This window comes from Aquimarina besae (genome assembly GCF_042434905.1).
GTDB lineage: Bacteria > Bacteroidota > Bacteroidia > Flavobacteriales > Flavobacteriaceae > Aquimarina.
The window spans coordinates 2,571,440-2,592,145 of the sequence record NZ_CP170199.1 but is presented as its reverse complement, the minus strand read 5'-3'; the positions used below and the strand labels follow the sequence as shown (position 1 = coordinate 2,592,145).

The following is a 20,706-nucleotide window of genomic DNA, read 5'->3' as shown; positions in this document are numbered from 1 at the left end:
TTTGATAAAGAGTATAGTTCATTTTTATGCTTTAACATCACACAATTCTGGTGATAATAAAATATAGTATCTCATTAGATTTAAACAGTTCGAAGTCGTAAAAAGTTCTAGTGTAAATTGAGGAGGTCATTATCATATAAGCCCACGATAAACCATCAACCATCAACCATCAAACCATCAACCATCAACTAAATCTACTATAAATCACTAATATAACTTCCATACAAATCTTTAAACCTAAAACCCTCAGACAAACGATATTTACTCAGCTTTTTGTGCTCTACCAATCCCCATAACAAAAATTCTTTCATAAAATAGCTATCATTTGCATCCAGATCACGCTGATATTTTTTGATCAGATCATTGAGTGGTTGAATCTCATCCAACTTCTTTTTATATTCGGCTTCTGGTATTTCATCCAAAAGCTCAAAACCACTTTGCTCAAAAAACCAATCGATCAATTCCTGATACGGACTTCTTTCACTTTCTTTTTCCAATCTTTCAATTTTAGGAAAATAGTCAGGAAACAAGGTTTTGATAGAATCTGAAATCAAATTTTGTGCTACAGAAGCGGCTCCTTCCTGTTCTCCTTCATAGACCAACTCCACCTTACCGGTAATTGCCGGAATCACTCCCATAAAATCACTTAACCTCAAAAACGTGTGTTCATCTCCAGATTTAAGAGCTCGATATTCGGCTGTACTTAATAAGTTTTCATAGGCAGTGATGCTCATTCTAGCACTTACACCACTTTTAGAATCAATAAATTCACTTTCTCTAGCTTGAAAACTGATTTGTTCTAAGAGATCCTTAGCCAAATCCGGTACATATACTAGATTACTTTGCCTGGAATCTAATTGTGCCTCTTGTTGTGTAATCATCCTTGCAATCTCGATAGTTTCGGGATAATGTGTAAGAATCTGAGATCCTATTCTGTCTTTCAGAGGAGTAACTATACTACCCCTGTTGGTGTAATCTTCCGGATTTGCGGTAAAAACAAACTGCATATCTAATGGTAAACGAAGTTTAAATCCCCTTATCTGGATATCGCCTTCTTGTAAGATATTAAACAAGGCTACCTGAATACGTGCTTGTAAATCAGGTAATTCATTAATTACAAAAATACAGCGATTGGCTCTTGGGATCATTCCAAAATGAATTACCCGATCATCGGCGTAACTCAACTTTAGATTAGCGGCTTTTATAGGATCTACATCTCCAATAATATCTGCTACAGTTACATCGGGTGTTGCTAATTTCTCTGCAAAGCGATCATTTCTGTGCATCCAGTAAATTGGGGTTTCATCGCCTTTTTCCTTAAGAATGTTGGTAGCGTATCTGGATATGGGATGAAATGGATCATCATTAATTTCTGATCCTTCCACAACGGGAATCCATTCATCTAATAAATTGATCATTTGTCTGGCCAGACGTGTTTTTGCCTGACCTCTTAATCCTAAAAGATTGATATTATGTCTGGATAAAATTGCTCGCTCCAGTTCAGGAATTACGGTGTTCTCATATCCATGAATCCCCGTAAAAGTATCTTCGTTATTACTGATTTTTGTTCTTAAGTTATCTCTAAGTTCATCTTTTATACTTTTACTTTTATATCCTGATTTTTTTAATTGTCCGAATGTCGTAATGTTTTTAGTATCCATATTTCTTTTCCGTAGTATATTCTATATTTTGGGTTATCTTTTATCCTCTAATTCTTTTTTTTCTATTGGTTTCATAATCTTCAAATATCATCTCGCCCAACCCTTTTAAGCCTGTATAAAAAGCTTTACCTTGATTGGCATAAGTAAATTCTCTTACAAACTGCATCAGATAGGGGTCTTGTGCTATCATAAAAGTTGTAATAGGAATGTGCAATTTTCTGGCTTGTTGTGCCATCATATAACACTTATTAACAATCCGTCGATCTAAGCCATTACTATTTTTATAATACTGTCCATCAGGCATCCTAAGGCAACTTGGCTTACCATCAGTAATCATAAAAATCTGCTTGTTGGTATTACGTTTTCTTCTCAGCATATCCATTGCTAATTGTAACCCTGCAACGGTGTTAGTGTGATAGGGTCCTACTTGTAGATATGGTAAATCCTTGATTGCTATTGGCCAAGCATCATTACCAAACACCAAAATATCTAAGGTATCTTTTGGATATCTTGTCGTAATTAATTCTGCAAGTGCCATAGCTACTTTCTTGGCAGGTGTTATGCGATCTTCACCATATAAGATCATACTATGACTGATATCAATCATCAATACGGTACTCATCTGAGCTTTGTATTGGGTTTCTTCTACCACTAAATCATCCTCAGTGAGATTTAATTCTCCAATTCCGTGATTGATCTGAGCATTTTTCAAACTTTCAGTAATAGATATTCTTTCTAAAGCATCTCCGTACTGATAGTTTCTATACTCACCTGCGTGCTCATCACCTCTTCCTGTATATTTAGTCCTGTGATTTCCGGTTCCGCTGCGTTTCAAATTTCCAAAAATCTGATCCAGCGCTCTTTGTCTGATAGCCCGTTCAGTTTTAGCAGTAATAGACATCCCTCCTTTACCATCAGGTTTTATCTCTTCTCGGATGTATCCTTTTTTCTTAAGATCTTCGATAAAATCGTCTAATGTATAGTCTTCGCTAGTAAGTTGATATTCCTTATCCAACTCACGCATCCAATCCAAGGCCTCGTCTAGGTCGCCAGAGGTATGTGTAATAATCTCCTGAAAAATATCGAAAAGCTTATCAAATGGAGATTGTTCTGGTGCTTCATAATGCTTGAAGGCAAATCCTTTTTTAAAAATTTCCTTTTTCTCTTTCATCATATAAATTTACCACATTTTATAAAAGATAGCGACTCAACTGTCTAGTAATCCTATAGAATTAACAAATGTTTTGGAGAATTGGCCATATACAGCATCTCTTTCTGTTCTCAATCTATAAACTATTCACAATTCTTATCTTTGGAAAGTCAGGCATATTTTTTAATCTATACTCTGAGAATTGCATATATCAAATAATCTTAATCATCTTATGAAAAATATATATTTATCATTATTAGTAGCCTTACCATTCATAAATTTTGCGCAAGACGATATCGAAAAAGTAACATCCACCGTTTCTAAAAGTGAAATTGAGGGTCATATTTATTTTTTAGCGTCAGATGAACTAAAAGGAAGACAGACTGGTACTCCTGAAAACAAAATAGCTGCTCAATATCTAGCTAATATGTTACGTGGATATGGGGTTAAACCTGTAGCAAAAAATAACAGCTATTTTCAAAAAGTTACACTGAACACTACGTCTTCCTTTACAAAATCCACATTAAATATTGGGGATTTTACAACTTCCAAAATAGTAACAATAAATAAAACAAACACCTCGTTTTCCGGACCAATTGTATTTCTTAATTATGGCTTACCCGAAGATTATAAAAATGTTGATGTAAAAGGAAAAATAGTAGTTACTTATTCTGGTACAAAAGATAATAGTAATCTTAGATTCGCATTTTCTAAAATTCAAGAGAAAACTTTGCTAGCCAAAGAAAAAGGTGCTACAGGAATTATAGAAGTTAATAGTATAGACGATAGAACCTGGTCACAATTAGAGCATAGCTTTAACGGAGAAAAAATGAGTGTTTCTGAGGAAGAAAAGACCAATAATTTTACCTATTTATGGATCAATGATCAAAAAGAAGAGATTAGTAAATTCTTTGAAGCTAAAAAAGAAGTGAGCGCCTCTTTAGAAATACAGGGTATTAAAAAGGATACCGTAGTTTCACAAAATGTAGTCGGAATGGTCGAAGGTACGGATCCTAAACTAAAAAATGAGTTTATCATTTATTCCGCTCATTATGATCACGTAGGTATCGGAAAAGCTATTGATAATGATTCTATTTATAATGGTGCAAGAGATAATGCAGTTGGAACTGTTACCGTATTATCTGCTGCAGAAAACATTGCTAAATATCCTACCAAAAGATCTGCATTATTTATCTTATTCACCGGAGAAGAAAAAGGGTTACTAGGTAGTAAATGGTATGTAAATCATCCTATGATTCCTCTTAATCAAATGGTATATTGCTTCAATAGTGATAATGGAGGTTATAACGATACGAGTATAGCAACCATAGTAGGTCTTGAGCGAACAACTGCAGCAGAAGACATTAAAAAAGCAACAACTCCTTTTGGACTAAAAGCTATTGATGATCCCGCTCCAGAACAAGGTTTATTTGATCGATCTGACAATGTGCATTTTGCTGCTAAAGGAATTCCTGCACCAACATTCAGTATGGGTTTTACAGCTTTTGATGAAGAAATAACCAAATATTATCATCAGGTGACTGATAATCCGGATACATTGGATTATGATTATCTATTAAAATTCTTTCAATCCTATGTATTGGCTTGCAGAAATATTGCTAACAATCCTGAAACTCCTTTTTGGGTTGAAGGGGATAAGTACTATGAAGCCGGTAAAAAATTGTATAATAAAAAGTAGATTATCATTTTCTCATCGTTTAATTTCTAATCTATATGAAATCTATAATATCTATCATTATCATTAGCTTTTTGGCGTTCTCTTGTACACATCAAAATCCTCTGGAAAAAATCTTGAATAATAGCGAGCAGGAGATAGATAAAGTGGTTCAAAACCCAGAGAAACATGAAGTTCAGGTTTTATATAGTCAGATTGATAGAGATGAGAACGGAAAAGTGATTTTTACAGATTATGAATTCAATGTTTCTGACAGCACCTATTTTTATCCTGCAAGTTCTGTAAAGTTTCCTATAGCACTACTAGCATTAGAAAAGCTAAATGAGCTACAAAAAAGCGGAATTTCTATAGACAGAAAAACACCGTTCATCATTCAATCTGATACGCTTTATACCAATATTGAGAAGGAAATTACTAAAATTTTTGCAGTAAGTGACAACCAAGCATATAACCGTTTATTCGAATTTCTGGGACAAGATTATATCAATCAAAAATTAAAATCTAAAAACTTACAAGGCAGGATTTCACATCGATTATCAACATCCAATGCTCATATTTTAAAGACACAATCAATTTTTTTCAAAAACAATGTAGCAGATAGCACTTTTCTGTACCAACAAGAAAGCACAGAAAACGCATCTCCAACAAAGTTATCTTTGAAAAAAATATCAAAGGGAAAAGGATATATAGATAATGATACTTTAATAGAACAACCAAAAGATTTTTCAGAAAAAAACTATCTCCCTTTACGCTCTTTACACAAAATGATGAAACAAATTCAGTTTCCGGAAATGTATCCAAAAGAAGAGCGTTTTGATATGTCTGAAAACGATCGTGAATTTGTTCTAAAAGCGATGCGAACTTTACCTGGTAAGGCTGGCTATGATAAAAAAGAATATTATGATGGATATGTAAAATTCTTTATGTTTGGAGATAGCAAAGAAGATATTCCAGAGCATATAGAAATCTATAATAAAGTAGGATACGCTTATGGGTATCTAACAGATTGCGCTTACATCAAGGACACTAAAAACAACATTGATTTTATTCTATCTGCTACCATACACGTAAATGAAAATGGGATTTTTAATGACGACAACTATGAATATGACAGTATCGGCATTCCTTTCCTATCTACCTTAGGAAGAAGCATTTACAACCTAGAAACAGGGCGAAATAAATAAGTGACAAAAAATCGTCTTCACTTCCTTATTCTTCAAAAACCTTACAAACAATGCAATGAACCTCATATTTTATGATTTATTCACATTTTTTTAACATAACTATATCATAAAAGGGTGTTTAATCACTTAATTTTGAAATTCCCTTTATTTAAGAATATCCAAAATTAGTACAGGCAAATACAAAAGTATGGTTACAATATCAACATAGTAGCTATATAGTATGTCTGAGACATAGTATATAGTTTTTATAAAATTTAAAATATGAAACACTATTTACTTTTCTTGGTAGTATTATCTGTCATTATTGCATATCCAAATAGTATCAAAACGAAACAAAATTCTACCTATACTTTTCACAACCAAATAGATCGCAAGCTTTCTGATGAAGAAGTTCAAAGACGTGGTCTTGATATACTTGCGGCTGAAGTGATTGAACGTATCGATGAGATCGATTTAAGGAAAATGGCCAGGTCAGCCATCTTTGAAACATCTTACGGATTTCGGTGGAAGATGATCAATCTTCATACAGGTAATATTATTATTATCAAAGTTGACAAAAATTTCAAGTTAATTTCGGCCAGAAATAGTAAAAAATCAAAACTGATGTAACCTTAATATTTTTTCCTTAGGATAGCATTTCCATCACATCCTTATAATCTTCTAAATACTCCCAATATATGATTCTGTCATAGGCGTATTTAATCAATATATATTTCTCACTAACTGAAAGTATTCGATCCACCGCTACCAGCTTTTTTGAAGCAGTTGCCACCGATACTTCTTCAGTAATTTCTTGATTTCTGGCATCGAAACCGTGCAGTATAATATGATTTTTTAAAGTGAGTTCTATAAATTTCATAATCTTGGTTTTTCTAATTCAAATGTAGCCATTTTTCACCTTAACACCCCTTTAAGAGTTTAGCATTGTCATTTTCTTAACTTTAGGCTCACAATTAGGTAATCGGTCAAAAAATGTTAAAAAGATTTTTTCTTTTAACGCTTATTTCTCTGGGTATTTCTGGTTTTTCCCAAAAGAAATTATCTTTAATCTACACGGGAAATATGGGGGTTTATATATCGAATGGGGATTCTTCTGTATTAATTGACGGCCTGCATACCAAATACGGTGAGGATTACCTTTTTCCTACCTCTTCTTTAATACATAAAATAAGCAAGGAGTTACAACCAGATGCTATTCTATTCACCCATTATCACGGAGATCATTTTAGTGCATCTTTAGCCAATGAGTATCTGGCGTCTAACAAAAATTCCGTTTTGTTTGGGTCCAATCAGATTACTAAAGAAATTAAAACTTCTGAAGATAGGTTGTTTACCATATCCACGACCAATTATAACAAGCAAACCATTAAGGTTAAAGATTTCAAAATTACCGGAATAAAAATAAATCACGCTGGCAAAAGACATACAGCGGTGGAGAATATAGGCTATTTAATTCATTTGGGTACTCATAGAATTTTGCATGTGGGTGATACTAATTGGATGGAAGAGATCAATCTATTTAATCAATTGAATCTGACCAATGAGCACATAGATATTGCGATACTACCTTATTGGATGCTTTTAGAAAATAACGCATCCCAACAAATTAAAAACCATATCAATCCTAAACAAATTATTGCGACACATATATCGCCAAGAATACCAAAACAAGAATTACAGGATCTTCAACAAAAATATCCGGATATACATTTCTTAACAAAACTACAAGAACAAATACAACTATAATTAACGCACTTAACAAAATGAAAAGACTTATATTTCTCATCTCTCTTCTCTTGCTTTCCGCAGTTTCTGCACAAGAATTTTCAATGGATTATGTAAAAAACCTGCAACCACGTAACATCGGACCAGGCGGAATGAGTGGACGTGTAACTTCTATTGATGTGGTCACCTCTGATCCGGATATTATGTATGCCGGAACAGCATCCGGAGGACTATGGAAATCTACATCCGGCGGAATTAAATGGGAACCTGTATTCGATAAAGAAGTAACTGCCTCTATCGGGGCCGTGGCTATCCAGCAATCCAATCCTTCGGTAATCTGGGTAGGAACCGGTGAAGGAAACCCAAGAAACAGTCTTAATGGCGGATACGGAATATATAAATCCTTAGATGGAGGAAAGAACTGGAAATTGATGGGCTTAGAAAAAACTCGTCATATTCATAGAATCATTGTAGATCCTACAAATCCCAACACCGTATACGTAGCGGCTATAGGATCTCCTTGGGGCGAACATCCTGAGCGAGGAGTTTTTAAAACTACTGATGGTGGAGAAACATGGAATAAAGTACTTTTTGCAAATAATAAAACAGGGGCAGCTGATCTGATTATGGATCCTTCTAATCCTAACAAATTGATTGCTGCCTTATGGGAGCATAAACGTGATCCCTGGTTTTTTAAATCCGGAGGAGAAGGTTCTGGATTGTTTATTACACACGATGGAGGAAAAACCTGGCAGGAAAGAACTGATAAAGATGGTTTACCCAAAGGGGAATTAGGGCGTATTGGAATCGCCATTTCAAGAAATAAGCCCAATATTGTATACGCCTTAATAGAAGCTAAGAAAAATGCGCTCTACAAATCAGAAGATGGTGGCTTTAACTGGAAAAAGATAAACGATAAAAATGATATTGGTAATCGTCCGTTTTATTACTCAGAGATTTATGTAGATCCACAGAATGAAAACCGCGTGTATTCTGTATTTACCTATGTAAATGTATCAGAAGATGGTGGTAAAAATTTTACACAACTTATGCCCGCGTATGGTGTAGATAACGGTGTTCATCCCGATCATCACGCCTGGTGGATTCATCCAGAAGATGGCAATTTTATGATTGATGGTAATGACGGAGGATTAAATATTACTCGCGACGGAGGAAAATCCTGGAGATTTATTGGAAATTTACCGGTTGCTCAATTTTATCATATTAATGTAGATAATGAATATCCATATAATGTATATGGTGGGATGCAGGATAATGGTAGCTGGCGCGGACCTGCTTATGTTTGGAAAGCGCAGGGAATTAGAAATTCGTACTGGCAAGAAATCTCTTTTGGTGACGGATTTGATGTAGTTCCTGATAAGGATGATTCCAGATACGGGTGGTCTATGAGTCAGCAAGGATTTGTGAGCAGATATGACTGGATGACGGGTAATAATTATACCGTAAAACCTACTCATCCGGATCCCGAAGTAAAGCTGCGTTTTAACTGGAATGCTGCGATCAATATTGATCCTTTTGATAATAGTACATTGTATTTTGGAAGTCAATTTGTACATAAAAGTAAAGACAAAGGATTAACTTGGGAGATCATTTCACCTGATCTCACCACTAATAATCCTGAAAAACTAAAACAAGCAGAAAGCGGTGGTTTGACGATGGATGCTACAGGAGCAGAGAATCATTGTACCATTCTGGTAATCGAACCATCTTCGTTAGAACAAAATATGCTTTGGGCGGCTACAGATGATGGCCGTGTGCATATTACTCAAAATGGAGGTGCCAACTGGACAGACGTTTCTAAGAACATTAAAGGCTTACCGGCAGGTAGTTGGATTGTACAGATCAAAGCTTCTAACAAGAAAAAAGGAGAAGCACTATTGGTAGCAAATGACTACAGAAGATTTAATTATACGCCATATGCATACCGAACTGTTGACTATGGTAAAACATGGCAACGCATTGTAGATAATAGTGATGTCAAAAGCTACACTTTAAGCATTGTAGAAGATCCTGTAGAAAGAAACTTATTGTTCTTAGGAACCGATGATGGATTGTATATTTCTCTGGATGCAGGAAACAAATGGACCAAATGGACAGCTGGTTTTCCAACAGTTTCTGTAAAAGATTTGGTGATCCATCCTAGAGAGAATGATTTAATAATTGGAACATTTGGTAGAGCGGCTTGGGTATTGGATGATATTAGACCTCTTCGAGCTTTAGCAAAAAACAAAAGCATCCTAAGCCAAAAATTACGACTATTTGAACCTCCTGTTGCCTATCAGGCAGCATATCAGCAACCAACCGGAAGTCGTTTTGGAGGTGATGCATTGTTTAATGGTGAAAATCGAGATGCCGGAGCTCATATCTCTTATTTTGTAACCGTAATCCAAAAAGATCCGTCTAAAAAGGAAGAAGACAAAAAAGAAGACAATGAAGATGAAAAGGATGAAGAAGAAGAAGAAGATACCGTAACAGATGAAAAAGAAGAAAATAAGATAAAATGGGACTCTATTCAATTAAAAATTTATGATGGAGATCGCTTGGTTAGAACCCTAAAGCAAAAAACTCCGGACTCTACAGGGATCTATAAAATGAGATGGTTTATGGATGAGAAAGGTGTTGATAGACCATCAAGAGAAATCCAGAAACGTAAAGGAGAACCTGGCGGTGTAAGCGTAAAACCTGGAACGTATAAACTAGTAATGGAATATGGAGATCAAAAATCTGAAACATCGATACAGGTAAAATCTGATCCCAGATTACAAGTTTCTCAGCAAAACATTAACGAAGTGTATGCTGCCTCTAAAGAATTGGAAACTATGCAGCAAACTGCAGCAGATGCCGTAAAACAGTTAGTAGAAAGTAAAGATATTGCTTCTAAATATCAAAAAGAACTAAATAAATTAGATAAAAAGAAATATAAGGATCAGATCAAAGCCTCTAAAGACATCATCAAGAAGATTGATTCTACAGTAGCCATATATCTGGGTAAAGAAGATAAACGACAAGGTATCACACGTAATCCTGAAGTTACAGTAATACAGCGATTAGGTACAGCCGGATGGTATACGGGTAGCAGACAAAACGGATTGACAAGAACAGAAAGAACCCTGATCAATCAGGCTAAAGATGCACTGGCAGATGCTTTAGAAAAAACAAACACCTTCTTTACTACAGATTGGAAACCTTATAAAGAGACCATGGAAAAATTAGATACTTCTCCATTTAAAGAAGTAAAAACATTCACAATCAAATAAAACTTTTACCAATGAAAAAATTAATCATTTTAGGAATGGGACTCTTAGTCTTCTATTCCTGTAAAAAAGAAAAGAAAGAAGAGGTTACAAAACCCATGGCGATCGAGCAATATTCCATAGAGCAATTTATGGATAATGAAAATGCATTTGCTAACGGATTTTCTACCAACAAGTCAAAAGTGTTGATTACGAGTAACCGCTCCGGAATCTATAATATGTATACAACTTCTGTTAAAGGTGGTGAGATGATTCCTGTAACACAATCCGATAGTTCTTCAATCTTCGGAATTTCATATTTCCCAGAGGATGATAGAATCTTATTTAGGATGGATGGTAACGGAGATGAGATATATAAAATTTTTCTTAAAGACAGCTCTGGTATCAAGCGTTTGACTCCAGAGAAAAATGTAAGAGCTCTGTTTAGAGGTTGGTCTAAAGATGGAAAGAGTTTCTTTTACGGTAGCAATGAGCGTGATCCTAAGTATATGGATCATTATGAAATGAATATAGCTGACTTTACTTCCAAAATGATTTATCAAAATAATGACGGTATGGATTTTGGAGGAATGTCTGAAGACAGAAAATATATTGCCCTTACCAAAGCAGTTACTACCAACGATATCGACCTGTATATCATGAATACAGAAACCAAAGAAAAAATTAAAATCAATGAGAATACAAGTGGTAATCAACCTCAGGATTTTTCTCCAGACAATACTTCATTCTATTATACTACTGATGATAATGCAGAGTTTAGTTATTTAATGAAATACAATCTTGCCGATGGTACCAAAGAAAAAGTAGCAGAAAAAAACTGGGACATTAACTCTTTTTATTTCACAAGAAATGGGACCTATCAGGTAATGTTTACCAATGAGGATGCTAAAACTGTCTTGGATGTAAAAGAAGTCGCTACCGGAAAAGCTGTAGAATTTCCTTCGTTCGAAAATAAAGAAATTTCTAGTGTTCGCTTCTCTAGAGATGAGTCTATGGCATTCTTAGATGTTTCGGGATCCAGTACTCCAAGAAATGTATATTCGTATGATGTAGCGTCCAAAGAATACTATCAATTAACCGATGTTCTCAATAAAGACATTAATCCGGATCATTTGGTAGCCTCAGAAGTGGTGCGTTTTAAATCTTTTGATGGATTAGAAATCCCAGCAATTTATTATAAACCAAAACAGGCAACAAAAGATAATAAAGTACCAGCATTGGTTTGGGTACACGGTGGTCCCGGTGGACAATCTAGACAAGGGTTTAGTTCGCAAATTCAGTATTATGTGAATCACGGATATGCCATATTGGCTGTCAACAATAGAGGTAGTAGTGGATACGGAAAGACATTTTATAAAATGGACGATCAAAACCACGGAGATAAAGATCTAAAAGACTGTGTTGCCGGAAAAGATTGGCTGGCACAGCAAGATATTATAGACGCTGATAAAATTGGGATTATCGGAGGGTCTTACGGTGGTTACATGACGATGGCAGCACTTACCTACACACCAGAGGAATTTAAAGTGGGAGTGAATATTTTTGGAGTAACCAACTGGCTTCGAACACTAAAAAGCATTCCGCCTTGGTGGGAATCTTTTAAAGAAGCTTTATATACAGAAATGGGAGATCCCAATACTGTAGATTCTGTAAGATTGCGTCAGATTTCGCCCTTATTTTATACAGAAAAAGTAACCAAACCTTTGATCGTGCTCCAGGGAGCTAAAGACCCGAGAGTTTTGAAAGTTGAGTCTGATGAAATTGTGGCAGGCGTGAAGAAAAATGGTGTTCCTGTAGAGTATGTATTATTCGAAGATGAAGGACATGGTTTTGTAAAAAAGGAGAATCAGATTGAAGCCTACGGAAGAATCTTAAAATTCTTAGACAAATATCTAAAAGGATCAGGATCCGAAACCATTAATGACGGAAAAACTGAAGAAAAAACAGTCACATCAGAATCTTAAACCAGAGCAAACATCTTAATGAGAAAAATATTATTAGTACTGGCACTCACAACGAGTGCCTTATCCACTTACAGTCAGGAAACAGGAGAGAATGAATGGGGAGCTTGGTATATGTATTTCGGAACAAACCAAATCACAGATCAGCTAAGTATTCATTCTGAAGCACAGTTTCGATTCTATGAGATTGCCGACACGTTTAACCAATTATTATTACGTACGGGGCTCAACTATCATCTCAATGAAAATGCCATTGCGACTGTGGGTTATGCCTATATCAATACAGATGGTACCTTTGAAGATGTACCGGGAGAAGAAAACAGCGAAGAACATAGAATATTTCAGCAGTTTATTTTGAAAAACAAGGTAGGAAAAGTAAAATTTGAACATCGGTACAGATTGGAACAGCGATTTATTAGTACACAAGGAGATAATTTTACCGAGCATCGTGCACGATATCGACTACAACTCACCTACCCATTTAATGACAAATGGTTCTTGAATGTGTATAATGAAGTATTTATCAATCTACAAGAACCTATTTTTGGTCAAAATAGATTGTATGGCGCCGTTGGGTATAACGTAAAATCAAACTTCAGTATTCAATTAGGATATCTGAAAAACCATTTTACCGGAATCAATTTTGATCGATTGCAGTTAGGTATTTTCTATAATACCGACTTTAGGAAGGAAAAATAAATGCTATAGTGCTTATAATATTGGTAAAAATCAAATATATTTTTACTAAATCGACGTATCTCGATCTAATTGATTTTAAAGTGTAGTATTCATGAGAGAATTAGCTATAATTGGGGTTGGACCACGTGGACTTTCGGCATTAGAGAATTTGTGCATTGAAATTGCTAAAACCAAAGAACACAAAAAAATTCAGATCACATTATTTGAACCTTCTGAAGTACCGGCTACAGGAACTGCCTGGAACATAAATCAGTCTGATACTAATTGGTTAAATATTACCGAAAGAGCATTAAAAAATCTACAAGGAAGGCCAGCCATATACTTAAATGGATTTAGCATACCTCCTTTTCCTTCGTACACAGATTGGCTTCCGATAGAAGAACAAAACCCTCCAGAAGATGCTCCTGATCAATTTCCACCAAGAAGAAAACTCGGAAATTATTTAAATTTACGATTCGAGTCTATTTTTATTGTACTCGAAAAAGCAAAACTTGCTATTTTAATAAACACGAAAATACTTACCGTTGATTTTAAGCAAAATAAATTCCTAATTAAAGATACTAATGACATCAATTATCAATTTAATGAAATAGTTTTAACAATAGGACATCAACCTACTACTTTATCAGATCAATTACAACAATGGAAAAAGCATGCAACACATCACCATCTTGACCTTTTTACGAATCCATATCCCGTAAAAAATATTCTCCATACTTCTATCAGCTCTCCAGACACTTGTATTGGCATTAGAGGTTTTGGTTTGGCAATGATTGATGTGATGAGAGCTTTAACTATTGCCAGTGGTGGTTCTTTTACTATAACAAATGAAAAGACGTTACAGTGTACTTACAATCCCGGTAGAAACACCACAAGGTGCATCATTCCTTTTTCATTAGACGGTAATCCTATGGTTCCTAAACCTATTAATGCTACTATTGATAAGTGGTTTACGCCAACTGATTCAGAAATTAAAACCTTTGGATATTTGATTAGAGAAGTTGCTCAGGGATCTCAAAAAGTATTTGATATTCAGTTTTTAAAAAATGCCATTGCAACAATAGCAGTACGCATTTATAAAGACTTAGGTAAAAAAAGTGTTCCTCATAATATAGATGTATCCGAAATAAGTGGCATAATTATCAAATGGCTTACAGACGAAAAACATCAAGATCAACTCATTCAGCCTATTGATAACCCGCCAAGTGTGAATATCGAAGCGTATATCAACATGGCTCTTGGCAAAGTTCCTATTTCGTTGGATTACTGTATTGGGCAGGTTTGGCGTCATTGCCAACCCACACTTTATAAAGAATTTTCTCATCCTCGTCTTACTGATGAAATTATACAAGATGTCATTTCATTAGATGAGCGAATTAAACGCTACTCTTATGGACCTCCGGTAGAGAGTATGCAGCAAGTTATAGCCCTTGTGAAAGCCAATATACTTAGACTCGATTTTGTGGATAATCCAGACATAAGATTGATTTCGGAAGGTTGGAAATTACAATCTGGAGAAGAAGAACAAATAGTACAAGTGATGGTAAATAGTGTATTAGATCCTCCACAATTATTAGAGGTAAAATCATCAGTAGTTAAAAACTTACTGTCTAACGATATCATAGCACCCATGCATTCTGAGTTAGGCATTCATACGCGGAGTGATGGTTGTGTGATATTGCCAAATGAAGCTGAAAGTATACCACTTTCTGTATTAGGGCGTCTTGCCAAAGGAAGTGTTATAGGTGTTGATGCTATTCTGGAATGTTTTGGATCAAGAATAGAGCAATGGGCAGAATCTGCAGTAGAAAGAATATAGAATTAAAGAAAATATCAATATATGATATCACTAACCAAAAAAGACAACCCGGCACTGTTGCTGATAGACGTGCAGAAAGGCATTAACAGTCCCGGATATTATGGTACCGAACGTAATAACCCACAAGCAGAAAAAAATATCGAAGCCTTGCTAAGAAAGTGGAGAGAAGCAGAGCTACCCATCTATCATGTAAAACATTGCTCTAGCAACCCAGAATCTCCTTTAGCTAAAGGGAAATCTGGTAATGATTTTCAGGATTTTATTGTGCCTGGGGATCACGAACCCGTCATTGAAAAAGATGTAAACAGTGCATTTATCGGTACGGATCTCAGAGCGCAACTAGAAACAGCAGCTATAAAAAATCTGGTAATCGTAGGACTTACTACAGAACATTGCGTGTCTACCAGCACCCGAATGGCATCTAACTACGGATTTAATGTATTCCTGATTGAAGACGGCGTAGCGGCCTTTGACAAGATAGGTGCTTATGGCGATCATTACAGTGCCCAAATAGTACACGATATAGAAATTGCCAACTTAAAAGATGAGTTTGCAACAATCGTAAAGACCGAAGAACTGATCAAAGCTTTTGATTAGATGTTTTTATTTTCATTATTTTAGAATTCCGAAAAACGAAATTACAACATGAGTAAAATAGTAGAATTTCTTAAAAAAAACTTGACTGTGAGGATCGTTACCTTACTAACAATTGTTTACATTGGAGTTTCGTACTTTTTTGGAGAAGATCTAACGCTGTTTGAAGTAGTTATTTTTATATTGGTTTTTCTATATGTTGTTTGGAGTTCTGGAAAAAGACCTGCCCCATCTAAAAAACACTAATAAGCTATGTTCACCTTGTCATTCCAGTAAATACGGGAATCCATAGTGTATCTCATACTTTTTTACGGATCCTGGGTTACGGAAGAATGACAAAGGTAGTCTTACAATGGATTTGTATATTTGTTCACCTAATAGCCAAAAATGAAAAGCTTTTTTTTGTACCTAGGATTCATACTAGTCTTGATCATTGTTGGGTTTTTGGTATATCCCTATTTTCTCGATCTTTCCTTTGTTTTTTTAGATAAACGAGATGTAGAGATATTTAGTAGTTCAATCAGTGGGCGATTTTCTGAACATCTCTACTTTGCGACATCCTTGGGAGCAATTCCATTACTTTATGTATCCACTAAATATTTCACCGATCTTGAAAATCTCAAGCAAAAAATACTAACCTATTTGTTAATCATTGGTGGTGGTATCCTAAGTTGGCAATTGACAATCGTACTATTGAACTATCGATTAAAAAGACTTTCAGAATTCAATATACAAGCCGGAATTGACAATACTGTTAGTATAGAATCCTTAGATTTCGATGCTTTTCTACCGATAGGTTATGCGGTTGGAACCATCGTAAGCATTCTTATTTTCAGAAATAGAAAAACATCTCTTAAAGACTAGACGAACACACTGAGATACCTCGTTAAACTTTGGGTATCAAAATAGCAATAAACAGGCTTCGGTTTTCTAAACGGACCTTACCAAAAATTGTTAGGAATATGATAATCAACCGTCTAAATACGCATTAAAAAAAATCTAAATAACGTATCTTACGCCCCATTTTGAAGGTTACCATTATGCAAGACACAAATATACCGTCCTATATCAAAGATGTACTAAAAAACATGCCTGCTGACTGGCTGAATCTTACAACACATCGATTGGATATCTATAATGAAGAAAGGGCCAAAACACAGTTTTTAATCCAGTTTGAAAGTCTACTTAACGACAACAATTCGCATACCTCTGCATTAAGTGCCTTGCCAACTGCTTTTGATTATATACGATTAGGTCATCCTTTATCTTGTGTGCTAGAATGGACCATTGCAAAAACACATCACCTAAATGCAGATTATGTGATCAGCTTTTCTTCTAAAACGATCCCTATACTTGCGGTACTTAGAAAAAATGTATTTATTAATAAAAATACGCAGATTGTTTACACCGATGAAATCCCTGATACGTTTGATGCCGAAATCATAAGACAGATCTACGGATATACCTTTGATTTAAAGAAAATATCTGATACAGCTGCGATTCCTGAGTTTGACGGTAGTACAGTTTTGATTTCACAACAAGATGACATTTGTAATTTTGACCTTGACCAAAAGGTAGATTTTTACATCAATTACCATCACCATTTAGGAAGTGTGTTATTAGTAAACGGTAAGCATAACCAATCTTATATTTCCGAAATACAGCATGTGAGACGAAGAGAAACCATCGCCATGACTCCCGCCAATACATTGGTGGCGCTACAGCAATTCGTTTCAGAATCTCAATCTCTCACTGAGTATCCCGAAACCGATGTAGAAAATCATAGAAAAAAGGTATTGAGGTGCATTAATGAAATAACAAATACCCATACCACACCGGTGGTTGGATCCAGTGGCTTATCCATACAATATGCGATCATGATGGGGTTAATTCATGATGCGATTGAAAAACATAGCGGAAAGGCTATCAAAATTGTGGTTCCGCCAAACTGTTATGGGGGTACCAACGACCAGGCCAGACGTGTTGCCGCTTGTCTGGATCAGGTAGAAATTATGGATTTACCCGTGGATGGTGATAATGATATGGTTCGAAGTGTTAATAAAGTATTAGATGCAATTGCGCAGCAAGATGCAGTGCCATATATCATTGCAGAAATTCCGACCAACCCCAGAGTTGAAGTTCCTGATCTTGAAAAATTAAGAGATGCATTAAGCAAACAACGTTTTACACCTGATGGAACCCCTGCTGTAGAGCCGGTTTTTATTTTGGATCAAACCTTTTGTCCCAATGTACATTTCCTGGGAGAAAATAATATACTTTCTACCGTAAACGCCATTGCGTATGTAAGCGGTTCTAAATTTCCCAGTGGTGGACGATGCACAGCCGGCTATTGTGTGACCAACAAAAAATCGGAAGCATTGATGGAAAAGATTGCCTTGCATCTACAACTTTGTGATAACGAAGCCACCGACTTGCAACTGGAAATATTGGCAGAACAATTGCCATCTATGAACCAAAGGATTGTTGATGCATATCAGAATACGCGCGAATTTGTAACCTTTATTCAAAAAGAATTACCGGATGCGAAAATCAACTTTGTTTCTACGGAGCTTGCTGCACAAGGTTTTACGCCTTCCGTTTTTTCGTTAGATTTACCCACCAAAGGCGCTACAGAAGAAGAAAAAGAGTTTTACAAAAGAGCTTTAAATCTAAAATTGATCCACTTAATGATCGACAAAATTCCTAACGAAAGTAAGTTCTGTGTGAGTTATGGACAGTTAAAAGGGTGTTATTGGACCATCCCCGCCACATCTACCCAGGGAACCACCAAAGAAGGTGACAAAGATTATATTGTACGTGTAGCGTTGTCTGCAAACATGGATTTGGAGCTGCATAAAGAAGTTTTTAGGGATTTTGTAGAGAGTATCGAGTAGTATGCTTTGTTGTTTCTACTATTTGCAATACTTTACCAGCGATATTGGTAGTATTTGGACAGCACTTTGATCGCACTTCGACAGGCTCAGTGTGACAGCTCAGTGTCACATAGGATGAATCTGCAAAAGGGATAGTGTCTACTAAAGCAAAGGAAAAAACATCTTTCTCTTCAATTTTAAGAATGCATTATTCTTTTTTTACTATCCGTAATTTTTCTTGGTGTCAAGCCTAAACTCGTTTTCAGCATCTCATAATTTTATGATACTTTGTACAGTTGATAGACACCCTTGGTATATCGCAATAGTTGTTTGGATTTTTGAGTGGTTTCTTTTTCATCACAGTCATCTTCTCCTTTCTCAAAAGTTTCCCTGGTCGTAGTTTTCACATTAACCAATATATCGTAAAATCCTTCAGATTGGTTCGCAGCCATAATCAGCACTTTATCAACATTGATAAACTCTCCTGTGCATTGCATATCCCATTCACCCCAATGTGATTGCGTTTCGAAAGCATTTAATACTCGTACTAGTTTGTCCTTTTCCTGAATAAATAGAGAAAGTGTTTTAGTACTGTAGGGATTTGGTCTGGAAGCTCCAATATAATAAAGTGTAATCCCAAAAGCTCTTTGATCATCCGCAACCTGATAATTGGCTGTATCAACGGATACTTCTGCAAGACGTACCGCATCAGATTGCCAGCTCTCAGACTCATAAAACTGTTGCTTGATTTTGACTGTTTCAGAATCTACTACCAACACATAACTATTCAGCGTAAAAACATCGCCATCATATTCTAAGCTGGCAATTGTAGGGATCACAACCACAGTACTGGCGGTATCATAAGGCAATACCTTTTGTACTACAAACTCCTCATAAACCTGAACAGGTTTTACACCCAATTGTTCTAAAATTTTGGCAATAAAAGGTGAAGGTATAAAGGCTTCCCTTTCTGTATATTTATCTGTCTCTGTTTCTGTTTCTTCTCTTTCTTCTTTTGCTGTGGAAGGCTCTTCTGCCCTATCTACAGCATCTTCTACTCTTTCCGAAACGCTTTCTACGGCATTTTCTACTTTAGTACCATCAGCTAAAATGGTGATACCGTCTTTATTAGCATCTTTCCTTTCTAATTGAGAGTTACAGGAAAAAAGAAGGGCAAGAATTGATAATACTAATATGTTTTTCAAAAGTGATTTATTTTTAAACTGACATTTTTATTCGGATTGTAACCATTTATAAACTCCGTTATCAAAATAGATAAAACCTCCTCCACAAGATTCTAAGTAATGGATGTAGAAGGCATCTGTTTTTAATACATGTTTTTTCTTTTCCGGTGGATCATTTGTTATAAAGTCTTGTTTTTCTTCATCCCAATTAGACCAAATTATAGACCCTTTTGGAACTTTTTTAAAATGACCTACCCAGTTATAATCAGATTCCCCCAAGGGATCATCTGCATTACCTAAAACATCAATTCTTGGATCATTTCCTTCATAGATAATAGCAATCTTACCAAATGCTGTTTCTCCTTCAGTAGTTTTATTTTTTTCCCGAATAAGAATAATATGATCTTCCACGGTGTCTCCATTAAAATCACCTTTGATGTAAAAAGGGTTATTGTCGGTACGCAAATCATATTCATTTGTTAACTGATGTTACGTTAACTTTTTACGTGTCATTTGTATAAAGTCTTTTTGCGGTTGTAGATAAAAACCAAACACAAACAACTCCTTATCATAATCTATGCCTGATGGATAGATCGGATCTATGATAAACCACTCTCCTTTTATGTTGTCGTTGCCATCTAAGATGGTTGAAAATTTTCCGGTTTGCTTGATAACTTCAACGGCTGTTCCAAAGGGCAGTTTACCCAAGTATTTTCCTCCGGTAGTAGGTTGATCTCTAAGGATCAAACCATTTTGTGCAGTTACGTAAAAAATACTCTGACCAAATGAGTTAGAAAAACTACAGAGAAGTATACAAGCGAAACAAATATGTTTAATAAAATTTTTCAATTAGTCTATTTAAATTATTCGTGAATGAATATTTCA

At 35.4% G+C, this 20,706-nt stretch carries 18 protein-coding genes; 12 read left to right on the top strand and 6 right to left on the bottom strand.

The features are described from left to right. Window positions 1–197 precede the first annotated feature (197 nt). Complete coding sequence (locus ACE94K_RS11355) at window positions 198–1,661, bottom strand: magnesium chelatase (protein ID WP_378172040.1); 1,464 nt, start codon at window positions 1,659–1,661, stop codon at window positions 198–200. Window positions 1,662–1,701: 40 nt separating this feature from the next. Further along, complete coding sequence (locus ACE94K_RS11350) at window positions 1,702–2,832, bottom strand: VWA domain-containing protein (RefSeq protein WP_378184265.1); 1,131 nt, start codon at window positions 2,830–2,832, stop codon at window positions 1,702–1,704. A gap of 211 nt (window positions 2,833–3,043) precedes the next feature. Between ACE94K_RS11350 and ACE94K_RS11345 the strand changes: the two genes are divergently transcribed. The 3 genes from ACE94K_RS11345 to ACE94K_RS11335 all read left to right on the top strand — a co-directional run bounded on the left by ACE94K_RS11345 (window position 3,044) and on the right by ACE94K_RS11335 (window position 6,300). Continuing rightward, window positions 3,044–4,510 (top strand): M28 family peptidase, encoded by a 1,467-nt coding sequence (locus ACE94K_RS11345; protein ID WP_378172037.1) that lies wholly within the window; start codon window positions 3,044–3,046, stop codon window positions 4,508–4,510. Between the two features lie 35 nt (window positions 4,511–4,545). Next, window positions 4,546–5,691, top strand: coding sequence for a serine hydrolase (locus ACE94K_RS11340; protein WP_378172035.1), 1,146 nt, complete (start codon window positions 4,546–4,548; stop codon window positions 5,689–5,691). A 261-nt stretch (window positions 5,692–5,952) separates the two neighbouring features. Beyond that, window positions 5,953–6,300, top strand: coding sequence for a hypothetical protein (locus tag ACE94K_RS11335; protein ID WP_378172032.1), 348 nt, complete (start codon window positions 5,953–5,955; stop codon window positions 6,298–6,300). Between the two features lie 16 nt (window positions 6,301–6,316). Here the strand turns inward: ACE94K_RS11335 and ACE94K_RS11330 are convergent, their stop codons facing one another. After that, complete coding sequence (locus tag ACE94K_RS11330; protein ID WP_378172029.1) at window positions 6,317–6,550, bottom strand: hypothetical protein; 234 nt, start codon at window positions 6,548–6,550, stop codon at window positions 6,317–6,319. 113 nt (window positions 6,551–6,663) lie between these two features. On the opposite strand from ACE94K_RS11330, the gene ACE94K_RS11325 reads away from it, so the two are divergent. From ACE94K_RS11325 to ACE94K_RS11285, 9 genes are all read left to right on the top strand, one after another. Continuing rightward, on the top strand, window positions 6,664–7,437 hold the full coding sequence (locus ACE94K_RS11325; RefSeq protein WP_378172027.1) for an MBL fold metallo-hydrolase: 774 nt from the start codon (window positions 6,664–6,666) through the stop codon (window positions 7,435–7,437). Between the two features lie 17 nt (window positions 7,438–7,454). Further along, window positions 7,455–10,694: a WD40/YVTN/BNR-like repeat-containing protein gene (locus ACE94K_RS11320; protein ID WP_378172025.1), complete on the top strand. Its 3,240-nt coding sequence runs from the start codon at window positions 7,455–7,457 to the stop codon at window positions 10,692–10,694. Between the two features lie 11 nt (window positions 10,695–10,705). Beyond that, the gene (locus ACE94K_RS11315; RefSeq protein ID WP_378172023.1) at window positions 10,706–12,655 is read left to right on the top strand and encodes an alpha/beta fold hydrolase; all 1,950 of its coding nucleotides are present in this window, start codon (window positions 10,706–10,708) and stop codon (window positions 12,653–12,655) included. Window positions 12,656–12,673: 18 nt separating this feature from the next. Next, entirely contained in the window at window positions 12,674–13,351 is a 678-nt protein-coding gene (locus tag ACE94K_RS11310; RefSeq protein WP_378172020.1) for a DUF2490 domain-containing protein, read from the top strand. Between the two features lie 91 nt (window positions 13,352–13,442). Then, complete coding sequence (locus tag ACE94K_RS11305; RefSeq protein ID WP_378172017.1) at window positions 13,443–15,170, top strand: FAD/NAD(P)-binding protein; 1,728 nt, start codon at window positions 13,443–13,445, stop codon at window positions 15,168–15,170. 21 nt (window positions 15,171–15,191) lie between these two features. Beyond that, the gene (locus ACE94K_RS11300) at window positions 15,192–15,767 is read left to right on the top strand and encodes a cysteine hydrolase family protein (protein ID WP_378172015.1); all 576 of its coding nucleotides are present in this window, start codon (window positions 15,192–15,194) and stop codon (window positions 15,765–15,767) included. Window positions 15,768–15,815: 48 nt separating this feature from the next. Further along, on the top strand, window positions 15,816–16,010 hold the full coding sequence (locus ACE94K_RS11295; RefSeq protein ID WP_378172012.1) for a hypothetical protein: 195 nt from the start codon (window positions 15,816–15,818) through the stop codon (window positions 16,008–16,010). A 141-nt stretch (window positions 16,011–16,151) separates the two neighbouring features. Next, window positions 16,152–16,628, top strand: coding sequence for a hypothetical protein (locus ACE94K_RS11290; RefSeq protein ID WP_378172009.1), 477 nt, complete (start codon window positions 16,152–16,154; stop codon window positions 16,626–16,628). Between the two features lie 176 nt (window positions 16,629–16,804). After that, a complete protein-coding gene (locus tag ACE94K_RS11285) occupies window positions 16,805–18,658 on the top strand; it encodes a cystathionine beta-synthase (protein WP_378172006.1) in 1,854 nt (617 codons plus the stop codon). A gap of 257 nt (window positions 18,659–18,915) precedes the next feature. Here the strand turns inward: ACE94K_RS11285 and ACE94K_RS11280 are convergent, their stop codons facing one another. From ACE94K_RS11280 to ACE94K_RS11270, 3 genes are read right to left on the bottom strand one after another with little or no spacing between them, the layout of a single operon-like run. Further along, the gene (locus ACE94K_RS11280) at window positions 18,916–19,842 is read right to left on the bottom strand and encodes a hypothetical protein (protein ID WP_378172003.1); all 927 of its coding nucleotides are present in this window, start codon (window positions 19,840–19,842) and stop codon (window positions 18,916–18,918) included. Window positions 19,843–19,869: 27 nt separating this feature from the next. Further along, window positions 19,870–20,286, bottom strand: a complete 417-nt coding sequence (locus ACE94K_RS11275; protein ID WP_378172001.1) for a hypothetical protein — start codon at window positions 20,284–20,286, stop codon at window positions 19,870–19,872. A gap of 24 nt (window positions 20,287–20,310) precedes the next feature. Further along, a complete protein-coding gene (locus ACE94K_RS11270) occupies window positions 20,311–20,670 on the bottom strand; it encodes a hypothetical protein (RefSeq protein WP_378171998.1) in 360 nt (119 codons plus the stop codon). Window positions 20,671–20,706: the final 36 nt, after the last annotated feature.